The organism is Vallitalea maricola (genome assembly GCF_036985595.1).
GTDB lineage: Bacteria > Bacillota > Clostridia > Lachnospirales > Vallitaleaceae > Vallitalea > Vallitalea maricola.
This window is the reverse complement of sequence record NZ_BTPU01000037.1, coordinates 70,591-83,340: the sequence shown is the minus strand read 5'-3', so window position 1 is coordinate 83,340 and position 12,750 is coordinate 70,591. Positions and strand designations below refer to the sequence as shown.

13 protein-coding genes are annotated in these 12,750 nt (G+C 31.1%); all 13 read left to right on the top strand.

What is annotated here, in order from left to right; genetic code table 11:
- The first annotated feature begins 210 nt into the window (after positions 1-210).
- The 13 genes from spoIID (at position 211) to ptsP (ending at position 12,741) form a co-directional block, all read left to right on the top strand.
- On the top strand, positions 211-1,149 hold the full coding sequence (gene spoIID, locus AACQ14_RS12955; RefSeq protein WP_339363999.1) for a stage II sporulation protein D: 939 nt from the start codon (positions 211-213) through the stop codon (positions 1,147-1,149).
- Positions 1,150-1,352: 203 nt separating this feature from the next.
- Positions 1,353-2,207 carry a M23 family metallopeptidase gene (locus AACQ14_RS12950; RefSeq protein ID WP_339363998.1) on the top strand — a complete coding sequence of 285 codons (855 nt, stop codon included), beginning with the start codon at positions 1,353-1,355 and terminating at the stop codon, positions 2,205-2,207.
- Positions 2,208-2,394: 187 nt separating this feature from the next.
- A complete protein-coding gene (locus AACQ14_RS12945; protein WP_339363997.1) occupies positions 2,395-3,447 on the top strand; it encodes an FAD:protein FMN transferase in 1,053 nt (350 codons plus the stop codon).
- A 119-nt stretch (positions 3,448-3,566) separates the two neighbouring features.
- A complete protein-coding gene (spoIIID, locus tag AACQ14_RS12940; protein ID WP_113672597.1) occupies positions 3,567-3,845 on the top strand; it encodes a sporulation transcriptional regulator SpoIIID in 279 nt (92 codons plus the stop codon).
- A 301-nt stretch (positions 3,846-4,146) separates the two neighbouring features.
- Positions 4,147-5,133, top strand: a complete 987-nt coding sequence (gene mreB, locus AACQ14_RS12935; protein ID WP_339363996.1) for a rod shape-determining protein — start codon at positions 4,147-4,149, stop codon at positions 5,131-5,133.
- A gap of 15 nt (positions 5,134-5,148) precedes the next feature.
- Positions 5,149-5,919: a flagellar hook-basal body protein gene (locus tag AACQ14_RS12930; protein WP_339363995.1), complete on the top strand. Its 771-nt coding sequence runs from the start codon at positions 5,149-5,151 to the stop codon at positions 5,917-5,919.
- Positions 5,920-5,973: 54 nt separating this feature from the next.
- Positions 5,974-6,789, top strand: coding sequence for a flagellar basal-body rod protein FlgG (gene flgG / locus AACQ14_RS12925; protein ID WP_339363994.1), 816 nt, complete (start codon positions 5,974-5,976; stop codon positions 6,787-6,789).
- Positions 6,790-6,808: 19 nt separating this feature from the next.
- Positions 6,809-7,153 (top strand): rod-binding protein, encoded by a 345-nt coding sequence (locus AACQ14_RS12920; RefSeq protein ID WP_339363993.1) that lies wholly within the window; start codon positions 6,809-6,811, stop codon positions 7,151-7,153.
- Between the two features lie 112 nt (positions 7,154-7,265).
- Positions 7,266-8,375, top strand: a complete 1,110-nt coding sequence (locus AACQ14_RS12915) for a phosphodiester glycosidase family protein (RefSeq protein WP_339363992.1) — start codon at positions 7,266-7,268, stop codon at positions 8,373-8,375.
- 471 nt (positions 8,376-8,846) lie between these two features.
- Entirely contained in the window at positions 8,847-9,320 is a 474-nt protein-coding gene (locus AACQ14_RS12910) for a COG2426 family protein (protein WP_113672591.1), read from the top strand.
- Between the two features lie 57 nt (positions 9,321-9,377).
- The gene (gene metK / locus AACQ14_RS12905) at positions 9,378-10,568 is read left to right on the top strand and encodes a methionine adenosyltransferase (RefSeq protein ID WP_339364000.1); all 1,191 of its coding nucleotides are present in this window, start codon (positions 9,378-9,380) and stop codon (positions 10,566-10,568) included.
- 200 nt (positions 10,569-10,768) lie between these two features.
- Entirely contained in the window at positions 10,769-11,026 is a 258-nt protein-coding gene (locus AACQ14_RS12900) for an HPr family phosphocarrier protein (protein WP_339363991.1), read from the top strand.
- Between the two features lie 11 nt (positions 11,027-11,037).
- On the top strand, positions 11,038-12,741 hold the full coding sequence (ptsP, locus tag AACQ14_RS12895; protein ID WP_339363990.1) for a phosphoenolpyruvate--protein phosphotransferase: 1,704 nt from the start codon (positions 11,038-11,040) through the stop codon (positions 12,739-12,741).
- The last annotated feature ends 9 nt before the right edge of the window (positions 12,742-12,750 follow it).

Below are 12,750 nucleotides of genomic sequence, written 5' to 3'. Positions count from 1 at the left end.
ATTGAGATTAATATGAAAAGTAAAAAAGCTAAGCTTTATACAAGATATTGTAATAAGTATTAATTACAATATCTTGTATAGTAATTAACAGGATACTACTTTTTATCAAATATCTCATGAGAGTACTTAATATCTTCATTCTAAATAAGTATATACATGTTGAAAGTTGGGACAAGGGGAATATAGACGTTTTGGAAGGAAAGGTTTAAGATGAGGGAGAAAATAATATCAATACTATTAATAATCCTTATAATTTGTTTTATTCCAATATTCATTACTACGGTAATTAAAGGGATACCAAGGGAGAAACAAAATGTAGAGATTAAAGAGAGTGTAAAAGTCCTAGTAAAAGAAAAACAGAAAAATATGAATTTGAATGATTACCTTATCGGTGTAGTGGCAGCAGAAATGCCAGTCAATTTTTATGATGAAGCTTTAAAAGCTCAAGCAGTTGCAGCTAGAACATTCACTTTGAAAAAAATACAAAATGATTCAAATCATATATTTAATAAGAAAGAACAGACTTATTTGACCAAGGAAGATATGGAAGCAAGCTGGGGGACAGAAAATTTTGCTAAGAATTATAATAAAATAAGAAATGCTGTTGTTAATACAAATAATGAAGTTATTGTTTATGAAGGAGATTTAATTGAAGCTGTATTCCACTCAACAAGTGCAGGTACGACTCAATCGGCAAAAGATGTATGGGGAGAAGAAATTCCATATTTAGTTAGTGTCGACAGCTTGGAAGATATTAATTCACCCGAATACTTACATAAGAAGATTTTTACTCAACAAGATTTTATTTCAAAGATCAAAGAACATATAAATGATTTTCAGACATATACTGATGAAATAATAAATGAAATTCAAATTGTTAGTAGAACCAAAGAAGGATATATAGATCAGATTCAGATAGGTAATAAAATATTAGATGGAGAAGTTGTTAGAAGTTATTTGGGTCTGGAATCTAGTAATTTTACTATTGATAAGGTGGATGGGAATATTGAGGTATCCTGTAAGGGGTACGGGCATGGAGTTGGTATGAGTCAATATGGAGCAGATTCATTAGCACAAAAAGGATATACTTATAAAGAGATATTAGAACATTATTATACAAATACAACAGTAAGTGTAATTTCACGTTAAATACATATAAACATCTAATTATTAATCATATATATCTTATACCTGTAGAAGGGCTGAACTAAGGGCTTTTTCATGGTTTAGGATATATTTTTTTTTGTATGAATATAATATCCAATCTCTGGTAATAATATAGTTGTAGCAAAAGTAAAGAAATCTTTTCTAGTAGTACTAACATTTTTTAATAGAAATAAGAGGTGATTTGGATGAAATTAAAGAATATAATTGCATACATAAAAAGAAAGCAATTCTATTTTGCTTTGTTCACATGTTGTGTAACACTCTTTTTAATTGCAATTTTAGTATGGGTTAGACCTAAAGAAGAAGAACAAGAAATTGCTAATCTAAATAGTGATGTGGTTAGTAATGAATCTACTGAAGAATTAACTTCAAATCTTGTAGAGAATGATAAGACAGATGATGAAGAACTAGAACCAAATGAAGATTTTACAGAAAATGATTACGAGGAAACAGATACTGTAGAAGCTATTAATCCTATTACAATAAATACTGAAAAGGTTGTTGGCGAGGGAGATTATGGTGACCCAGATACTTATGAGGAACATCTTGATCCAGAACTTATAGCAAAAGAAAAACCAGTAATGGTAGAGATAGCGCCAGTAGTTAAACCTAATATAAGTTATAACGCTGAAAAAGAAAAGATGTTATGGCCTGTAGAAGGTGATATATTAATACCTTTTAGTATGGATACACCAGTTTATTTCAAAACTCTTGACCAATATAAGATTAATCCAGCATTATATATAGCCGCAAATGTTGGAAATGATGTCAAGGTTGCAGCTGAGGGAGTAGTTGAAACTATAAAAACTGAACCTGAATCTGGAGTAACAGTAACAATCTATCATGGAAACGGATATAAAACAACTTATGGACAACTTAATAAACAACTATCAGTAAAAGAAGGGGATCTTGTGAAAAAAGGTCAGGTACTTGGTCAAGTAGAAAAACCTTCTAAATACCATGTATTGTTAGCTCCACATTTATACTTTAAAGTAACCAACAATGAAAAACCAATAGATCCTATAAAATTAATTAAGTAATATTAATCTAGCCTCCTGAAAAGGAAATAATTAAGGGGCTGTTTCATATAATATACGTATTCTTTTGGAATGAACGTTAAAAATATGGGACAGTTCCTTAATTATGTTAATAATCTTGTTAATTCAATAAACTATGTTATAATTGTACATATCAAAATCCAAAAAGCACGAATAGAAAGGATACTCCATGAAAAAACGAATCTTATTACTTGTAGTCTTCATATTAGTTGTACTTGTTGGATGCAGTAATATCATCAATCAAAAGAATCAAAAAATATCAGATGAAACTTTTTTACTTGGTACACTTGTAAAAGTTACTATATATGGTGAAAATGCTGATGAAGAAGATTTTGAGGGTATATTCAAGATTATTTCTGATATAGAAAGTAAAGTAAGCAGAAATATTTCAACAAGTGAAATTAGTAAAATAAACAGCAATGAAATACAAGAAATCAAGTTATCAGAAGACACATTTAATATAATAAAAAAAGGATTATACTACTCAAAATTATCAGAAGGAAGATTTGATATAACAATAGCTCCTCTAGTAAGCCTATGGGGTATTGGTACAAAGGATGCTAGAGTACCAGAAGAAAAAGAGATCAAAGATGCTCTAAAGAAAATTAATTATAAGAATCTTTTTCTCGATGAAGAGAATTTGACAATATACTTAAAAAAGGATACCCAGATTGACTTAGGTGGAATTGCAAAAGGTTATGTAGCAGATAAAGTGTCTGAATACCTAAAACAAAACAAATTAGAACATGCAATAATAAATCTAGGCGGTAACATATTAACTGTAGGAAATAAACCTAATGGGGATTCGTGGAAAATAGGAATTAGGGACCCTTTTAATACAAGAGGTAGAGAAATAGGAGTTGCAACAATAGGACAAAAATCTTTGGTTACCTCTGGCATATATGAAAGATACTTAGAAGAGGATGGAGTAAAGTATCACCATATTTTAGACCCATATACCGGGTATCCAGTTGAAAATGAATTGGCTGGTGTTACTATCATATCCGATTATTCTGTAGATGGAGATGGTTTATCAACTGTTATTTTCTCTATGGGTTTAGAAGAAGGATATAAATTTGTAGAGGATATGGAAAACGTGGATGCTGTATTTATTACTAAGGAAAAAGAAGTATATGTAACATCACAAGCTGAGAAGATATTCAGGCTCACAGATACTAATTTTAAATTAAAAGATTTTACAAATGGAATAGATAAAAATTGAAGGGCAAATAGCAATAGGTTTTTGTAGCAGGAAAGTTGAATTAATAACAAAAAAATATGTATATTTTCAAACAAAATCCCATATATTTAACTAAGCAATGATTCGAGGGGGATTTCGTTTTGAAGCAATATATAGAGGAAAGGGCTATTGAGGTGGCGAATTATATTATTACTTCAAATGCTACTGTAAGACAAACTGCCAAGAAATTTGGTATCAGTAAGTCAACGGTACATAAGGATGTAACAGAAAGACTTAGTAAGATAAATCCAGGGTTAGCTTTAGAAGCTAGAAAGGTCCTTGACATTAATAAATCTGAAAGACATATTAGAGGTGGTTTAGCTACAAGGGCGAAATATGTTAACATGACTCATACAAATACGAGACCTACACTTTATTAAAACCGAGTATTCCTCGGTTTTTTTGTTTTTTATTGATAAAATATAAGCTGTTTTAAAATTTTTTTATCTTAAACTAATAGAATGTACAAAAAATGCCGATATTAATAAAAATTTAATAAATTTCCCCTTTGAAATTTTGTAGTATTTGTATATAATATTATATATGGAAATACTAGTTAATAACGGTTTAAATTAATGCTTAATCAGACATAATATATTGAAATAATTCTCGATAATATAAATTTTAAGTATAAAAATCTAAAAAAATATAAATAATTAAACTACGGAAGGGGATTGACAAATGTTTGGAACAGATATTGGAATTGATTTAGGAACTGCAAATGTACTCGTATATACTAAAGGTAAAGGTGTTGTATTAAGAGAGCCATCAGTTGTTGCAATAGATAGAGATACTAACAAAATATTAGCGGTAGGTAGTGAAGCTAGAAGAATGCTTGGTAGAACACCAGGTAATATTGTGGCGATAAGACCTCTTAGACAAGGCGTTATTTCAGATTATACAGTAACAGAAAAGATGATAAAATATTTTATTTCAAAAGCTTTAGGTAAACGAATAAGAAAACCAAGAATCACAGTTTGTGTACCTAGTGGTGTAACAGAAGTAGAAAAGAGAGCTGTTGAAGATGCGACTTATCAAGCTGGAGCAAGAAAAGTTGAGATTATTGAAGAACCAATAGCAGCTGCTATTGGAGCAGGAATTGATATAAGTAAAGCTTGTGGAAGTATGGTTGTAGATATAGGTGGAGGAACATCTGACATAGCTGTAATATCATTGGGAGGTACTGTTGTTAGTACTTCTATTAAAGTTGCTGGCGATAATTTTGACGAAGCCATAGTTAGATATATGAGAAAGAAACACAATCTATTAATAGGTGAGAGGACAGCTGAAGAAATAAAAGTTAAAATTGGGACAGCCTATAAAAGACCAGAAGTATTGACTATGGATGTTAGAGGAAGAAATCTCATTACAGGTTTACCAAAAACTATAACAGTTTCATCTGTAGAAACAGAAGAAGCACTTAGAGAAGCCACTTCCAATATAGTAGAAGCAGTTCATAGTGTGCTTGAAAAAACACCACCAGAGTTATCAGCAGATATTTCTGATAGAGGTATCGTCTTAACTGGAGGCGGAAGTTTATTACAAGGACTTGATCAATTAATAGAAAACAAAACAGGCATTAATGTAATAACAGCAGATGATGCTATTACTTGTGTAGCAATAGGAACAGGAAAATACGTAGAATATCAGGCAAATCAGAAAAACTAAAGGTTAGGTGAAAGCATGGTAAGAGGTTTATATACTGCTTCAAATGGAATGATTGCGCAACAGGAAAAAATGGATATTATCTCCAATAACTTGGCGAATGTGAATACAACAGGATTTAAAAAAGATGGTGTGATTATTGAATCTTTTGATAGTGTATTAACGCAAAAAGTCAATGATACCAGTGTACCAGGAAATGAAACTATTGGTAAAATGACTCTTGGATGTCGAGTAGGAAGAGTTTATACAGATAACTCACAAGGTGGAGCAACAGCCACTAATGACCCTTACAATGTTGCTATACTAGGGGCAGGTATGTTGAATATTGGTGTAGAAGATGCCGATGGAAATCTACAAACCAAATATACTAGAGATGGTTCCTTCACTATTTCAACAGATGGAACACTTATGACTAAAGAGGGAAACTATGTTTTAGGACAAAATGGTAAAATAGTCTTACCTAGTGGTAGTAATAACGTTAGAATATCAGAAAATGGTACTATTTTTTACAATGATAAAGAGATAGATAAGCTTTTATTAACAGACTTTGAAAACCCTGAATCCCTTAGAAAAATAGGGGATAACCTCTATAAAAGAACAGAAGAAACGAAAGAAAGTTCCTTTGGAGGAAAAATCCTTCAAGGATATTTGGAAAGTTCTAATGTTAATACTGTTAGAGAAATGGTCGATATGATTAGTGTAATGCGAACTTATGAAGCTAATCAAAAAGTTATACAGACCCAAGATGAGACATTAAAGAAAGCAGTAAATGAAGTAGGAAGATTGTAGAGTGGGGAATAGTATTTAAAGATATTTTAGCAATTCGAAAGGAATGAATGTAGTATGATGAGATCACTGTATACAGCAGCATCTGGTATGAAAACTCAACAGATGAATGTTGATACTATATCTAATAATCTTGCTAATGTTAATACCACAGGATATAAAAAGGAAAGACTAGAATTCAAATCATTATTATATGAATCAATGGCAAAAGCTGGAAATGATGGACAAGGTAATGGGAAGCCAGTAAATTTACAAGTGGGACATGGTGTTAAACCTGTTGGTACAGTTAGAAGTTATACTATAGGTACAATTCAAAAAACTGATAATCCATTGGACCTAGCAATTACAGGAGATGGTTTTTTTGTAGTAAAAGACCAATCTGATGAACAAGTATATACCAAAGACGGGAGTTTCAAGATTGCATTAGTTGATGACAGACAGATGCTAATAACATCTGAAGGATATCAAGTACAAGATGTCAATGATGAACCTATATATTTTGATTCTAATATTGATATTAAAAAAGTTAATATTAGTTCTGATGGTTCATTCAGTTATGTAACTAATGACAATGAAGTAATTGCTATGGATTCTAAAATAAAAGTAGTTCAGTTCAGAAACGTTAACGGACTGGAAGCTTTGGGAAATAACTTATTAAGAGCTACATCATCTTCTGGAGATCCTATCTCAGAACAAGATGACGAAGATGTAATCAAAAGTCAGATTGTACAAGGTTCGTTGGAAGGCTCTAATGTACAAGTGGTTGAAGAAATGGTTAATCTAATTGTTGCTCAAAGAGCATATGAAGTAAGCTCAAAAGCTATACAGACTTCCGATGATATGCTATCTCAAGCAAATAATCTTAAGAGATAGAGTGAAAGGATAATGACTTATGGATATATCAAGTATTAATGGTAATACTTATAATAATATGTTGCTGCAAAAAAAAGAGAAGATTGAAAGTAAATCTTTTGAGGCTGCATTGAATGAAGCTGTAAAAAAAGAAGACGACAAACAATTAAAAGAGGCTTGTAAAGAATTCGAACAATATTTTGTAAATCAGTTGTTCAAAGAAATGAGAAATACAGTTCATAGTGGTGGTCTAATACCAAAATCTCAAGGGGAAGAACTTTTTGAAGATATGTTATATGATGAGTATTCAAAAGAAATTTCTGAAGGAAGCGGAATTGGAATTTCTGATATGATGTATAAGCAGTTATCTAAATCATTAAAGTAAAACTAAGAGGCTGTCTCACAACACATTCTTATGGCTATATTCTTTTAATGTAGACGTAAAATGTATTTTGAGACAGCCCCTTTTTTATCCAATTCACATAAAAGGTGATTGAATGTTTATAGTAAGATTCATTATAATAATAAATCTAATATTGAACTTATATTCTTACAATGACCCAGTAATCTATAATAATGAGAATATAACCCTTAATAATAGAACACAGCAAATCCATACTCTTGAGGTGGACTTAGAAGAACCTGGTGTATCAATAACCAATGCATTATCTTTCAGTAAGATCTATGGATTCGAGAAAACCAGTGTCATGGTAAAAGATAATGGTGCTATAGCAGGAGTTAATGGTATGTTCTACACAATGTATGGTCATCATATTGGTCTTCTGGTGAAAGACAAGAAAATTGTTAGTAAAGCTAATAATTATACCCCTGTTGTGGCTTTTCTAGAATCAGGTGAGACATTTATTGGTGATATGAATACAGAAGTAAAAATCAAGAGAAAAGATGATAACAATAATATAATTGTAAATACGATGAATGATGCAGCTAATGATGAAACATGGGTATTGTACTCTGATATTTATGGAAACTCTACTCGTATAACTAGAAAAAGTATCAATTATGTGATAGATGATAATAGAGTAATTGACAAAGTGATTACAACTGAACCTGTAGATATCCCTAGGAATGGTTATGTACTTAGCAGAGTAACAGAAGATACTGACAAATATGATTTATTAAAAGTTAATGAAATAGTTGAAATTGAGACTGTCTACACTCCTGATATAGGAACTGTGAAAGAAGCTTTTCAATCTGGAGGATGGTTGGTAAAAGACTCTGTAAATGTTGCAAAAGATTATGAACCTCTTATGGGTAATACTAGAATACCTAATCCAAGGACAATAGTAGGTATAACTAAGGATAATAAATTGATTATAAAAGTTATTGATGGAAGACAGCCCGATTATAGTTATGGGGTGACAGGCAAAACCTGTGCAGATTTAATGCTGAATGAAGGTTGCATTAATGCTGTCTATCTAGATGGTGGTGCATCAAGTACTATGGTATATGAAGGCAAGGTAGTTAATAGTCCATCAAACAAGGAAGAGCGTAAAGTAGCTCATAGTATATTGATCAAGTATGAAACTAATATCATTAACAGGATATTTTCTAAGATAAGAAATTTTGCTCGTAATTTTATTAAATAAATTGTTAAAATATTATTGCATTTAAATATTTTATATGCTAAGATAAACGTAGAATTTTTATACTAAAACTTAATAAAAAAATTGATACTTATCAAGAGTTAGGGTAGAGAGTTAGCTCAGTGACCCTACGCCAGCCTGCTTAACGAGTAAGGTGGTTCTGCTAACGTCGATGAGGCTTAATATAGTTATAAACCTTCTTGACGATAGAAGGTTTTATTTTATTATAAGGAAATTTTCCTTGAAATCTTTTACAAGAAATAGTGAATGTAGTTACCTTTTCACAGAGTTAGTTATGAAAAAGGTATTAATAGTAAAAGTTGGTAATAATATAATTATATAAGTTTTAATTACACTTAATAAGTATCTAAGTATCCATACTTAGCCCTTTCTACATAACAGGTTACATGCTTTAATAGTGAAATGTTTAAGATTTTATAATTAGGAGTATAAACAATAATCAGGAGGTTATATATGGTACCATTCAAAATACCTTTATCCATTATTGAACTAATGATTGTTTCGGCAACACCTCTTATAGAGCAAAGAGGTGCAGTTCCTTTAGCAGCATTAAGTGAATATGGAGTAGGGCAGGCATATTTTTGGACATTACTGGGGGCTATTATCCCAGCTCCATTCATACTATTTTTAATACCACATGTATTAGAATTATTGAAGAAAATAAAATTTTTAAGTAAATTAGCATATTGGTATGAAAATAGAGCATTGGAAAAAAGTAAAAAGGTGAAAGATAATTATAAGTATGTTAGTATTTTCCTATTTGTTGCAATACCTTTACCTGGTACAGGAGTTTGGACCGGTTCCACAATTGCATCTTTATTAGGATTAGACTTCAAGAAATCACTGGTTTCAGTCATCTTAGGAGCAGCAACGGCTGGGATATTTATGATTATCATATCATATGGTATAAAAATTCTAGTAGGATAGACTAGATTTTTGAGCACAGGAGAAAAAAGTATTGAGTGAAGAAACGAAAGGAGAAAAATTATGAGAAAATTATTTACTTCTGAGTCTGTAACAGAGGGACATCCAGATAAGATGTGTGATCAGATATCTGATACTGTATTAGATTCAATTTTAGCAAAAGACCCTAACGCAAGAGTTGCTTGTGAAACAGCAGTAACTACAGGATTAGTGCTTGTAATGGGAGAAATAACTACTAATTGTTATGTTGATATTCCAAAATTAGTTAGAGAAACAATTAGAGGAATTGGTTATGACAGAGCAAAATATGGTTTTGATTGTGATACTTGTTCCGTACTTACTTCTTTAGACGAACAATCAACAGATATAGCTATGGGTGTTGACGAAGCTCTAGAATCAAAAGAAGGTAAAATGTCAGAAGAGGAATTAGAAGCTACTGGTGCAGGTGACCAAGGTATGATGTTCGGTTTTGCTTGTGATGAAACTGAAGAATTAATGCCAATGCCTATTTCTTTGGCTCATCGTTTAACAAGAAGATTAACAGAAGTTAGAAAGAATAAGACTTTGAAATATCTTAGACCTGATGGTAAAGCTCAAGTAACTGTAGAATATGTAGACGACAAACCAGTTAGAGTTGATACAATAGTCGTATCTACTCAACATGATTGTGATGTACAGCTTGAAACAATCAAAAAAGATATAATAGAACATGTTATCAAACCAGTTATTTCAGAAGACTTGTTAGATGATGAAACTAAGTATCTAATCAATCCAACAGGAAGGTTTGTAATAGGTGGACCACAAGGAGATTCTGGACTTACAGGTAGAAAAATCATAGTTGATACTTATGGTGGATACGCTAGTCATGGCGGTGGAGCTTTTTCAGGAAAAGATCCAACAAAAGTTGACCGTTCTGCGGCTTATGCAGCTAGATATGTTGCTAAAAATATTGTTGCAGCAGGTATAGCTTCTAAGTGTGAAGTTGTATTGGCATATGCTATTGGTGTTGCAAAACCAGTATCTGTCTTAGTTAATACATATAATACCGGTAAAATTTCTGATGATAAGATAACTGATTTAATCAATGAACACTTTGATTTAAGACCAGCAGCAATTATTCGTGATCTCGACTTAAGAAGACCAATATACAAACAAACTGCTGCATATGGTCACTTTGGAAGAACTGATATAGACCTTCCTTGGGAAAAAACAGACAAAGTAGAAGAATTAAAATGCGCAGTAAAAGCATAATGTAGAATTGATTTAATAATATTTGAATATAAAATAACATATTCTTGTATATTTATTGACATTATTCTATTTAAGTGATACAATATAAGAAATAATAACTTTAAAGTTATTGGTGTGTTACTGTAAATAGCAGGCATAAACCATTTATTGGTTTGTGCCTTTTTTAATGTAAAATAAAAGCTTGAGGTGATTAAATGTTGATGAAGAGTTTTATTATAAGGGCTGAAACAGGATTACATGCAAGACCAGCAACATTATTTATCAATAAATCAAAAGAATTCAGTTCAGATATTAAAGTAATAAAAAATAAGAAAGAAGCTGATGGAAAGAAATTTCTACAAGTTTTATCTCTAGGTGTATTAAAGGATGACTTGATATATCTTAAGATTAATGGCAATGATGAAAAAGAAGCAATGAATGCATTAGAGAAATTAATAATAAATAACTTCGCAGTCTAAGGAGAAAAACTATGAAAGAGTTATTTGGAATTAATGTATCAGCAGGTTATGGTATAGGATCAGTATATTGCTATAATCCTACTGAATATATAATAACTAAAAGAAAGATTGTTGACATAACAAATGAAAAAGCCAAATTAGAAAAAGCTATAATAATTAGCATAGAACAATTACAGAAATTACAACTAGATAAAGCTCATAATATTGGTGATACAGCTGATATCATTAAAGCTCATATTACAATGATAGAAGACCCTGATCTAAAAGATAGTATAGTCGAAAAAATTGAAAAAGGTTTTAATGTAGAGTGGGCAGTGGATAAAACCATTAAAGAGTATGTTGAAATATTCAATAATATGAATAACGAATATTTCAAGGAAAGATCTCTAGATATAGGGGATATAGGCAAAAGGATTATAAATAACATAATCGGGAAAACTGACAAACCTCTCAGTAAACTAAAAGAAAAAGTTATACTTGTTACTAAAGAGCTTACCCCATCAGATACTTTATCTATGGATAAAGATAAGATATTAGGTATAGTTACAGAAACGGGAGGAAAAACCTCTCATACTGCAATACTTGCTAGAACTCTTGGAATTCCTGCCGTTACTGGAATAGATACTATTACGAAAATAGTCAATGACCAAGAACATATAATAATTGATGGAACTGAAGGTAAGATTATATTAGAACCAGAAGAATTTCAGATAAATACATATAAACAGAGGATTGAAAAAAGAAGGATTCAATTGGAAGAAGAAAAATCTTTTATTGGATATAAAACTAAAACTAGAGATGGCTATAATTGTAAAATCTATTGTAATATGGCCTCGCCAGAAGATGTACAACAAGTATTAAATAATGACGGTGAGGGTATAGGACTATTCAGAACAGAATTCTTATATATGAATAGACAGACGCCTCCTTCGGAAGAAGAACAATATGATATTTATAGTAATGTAGGCAAAAAGCTAAAAGGTAAAGAATTGATAGTTCGTACATTGGATGTAGGTGGGGATAAGAAAATAGATTACATAAATATTGAGGATGAATTAAATCCTTTTCTAGGTAATAGAGCCATTAGATATTGCTTGCAGGAAGAAAAGCTGCTATTGACTCAATTAAAAGCTATACTCAGAGCTTCAAAAGAATGTAATATAAAAATTATGTTTCCGATGATAACTGCATATGAAGAGATTATAGAAGCTAAAAAACTATTAGAGGAAGCTAAGAAAAAACTGATAGCAGAGGAAAAAAGTTTCAATGAGAATATTAAGGTAGGAATCATGATAGAAACCCCAGCGGCTGTATTTAATTCTGCAGAATTTGCTAAAGAAGTAGATTTTTTCAGTATTGGAACTAATGATTTAACCCAATATGTATGTGCGGTAGATAGAATGAATACAAAAGTCAGCTATTTATATTCTCCATATAATCCAGCGGTCATAAAAAGTATAAAAATGGTTGTTGAGAATGCCCATGTGGAAGGTATTGAAGTTTCAATATGCGGTGAAACAGCATCAGATGAATTATTATTACCATTATGGATAAGTTTAGGAATTGATGAATTAAGTGTTATACCTAGGAATGTTCTTGGTATCCGTAAACATATTAATAGTATTAGTAGAAATGAAACTTTAATCAATGAGGCTTTAAAATGTAAAAGTGGAGATGAGATGATAAAATTTCTAAAGAATAAAAGTGGAATCTGATTGGAGGAG

Coding starts and splice junctions, on each gene's coding strand:
- spoIID (WP_339363999.1), top strand. CDS start 211: ATGAGGGAGAAAATAATATCAATACTATTAATAATCCTTATAATTTGT.
- AACQ14_RS12950 (WP_339363998.1), top strand. CDS start 1,353: ATGAAATTAAAGAATATAATTGCATACATAAAAAGAAAGCAATTCTAT.
- AACQ14_RS12945 (WP_339363997.1), top strand. CDS start 2,395: ATGAAAAAACGAATCTTATTACTTGTAGTCTTCATATTAGTTGTACTT.
- mreB (WP_339363996.1), top strand. CDS start 4,147: ATGTTTGGAACAGATATTGGAATTGATTTAGGAACTGCAAATGTACTC.
- AACQ14_RS12930 (WP_339363995.1), top strand. CDS start 5,149: ATGGTAAGAGGTTTATATACTGCTTCAAATGGAATGATTGCGCAACAG.
- flgG (WP_339363994.1), top strand. CDS start 5,974: ATGATGAGATCACTGTATACAGCAGCATCTGGTATGAAAACTCAACAG.
- AACQ14_RS12920 (WP_339363993.1), top strand. CDS start 6,809: ATGGATATATCAAGTATTAATGGTAATACTTATAATAATATGTTGCTG.
- AACQ14_RS12915 (WP_339363992.1), top strand. CDS start 7,266: ATGTTTATAGTAAGATTCATTATAATAATAAATCTAATATTGAACTTA.
- AACQ14_RS12910 (WP_113672591.1), top strand. CDS start 8,847: ATGGTACCATTCAAAATACCTTTATCCATTATTGAACTAATGATTGTT.
- AACQ14_RS12900 (WP_339363991.1), top strand. CDS start 10,769: ATGAAGAGTTTTATTATAAGGGCTGAAACAGGATTACATGCAAGACCA.
- ptsP (WP_339363990.1), top strand. CDS start 11,038: ATGAAAGAGTTATTTGGAATTAATGTATCAGCAGGTTATGGTATAGGA.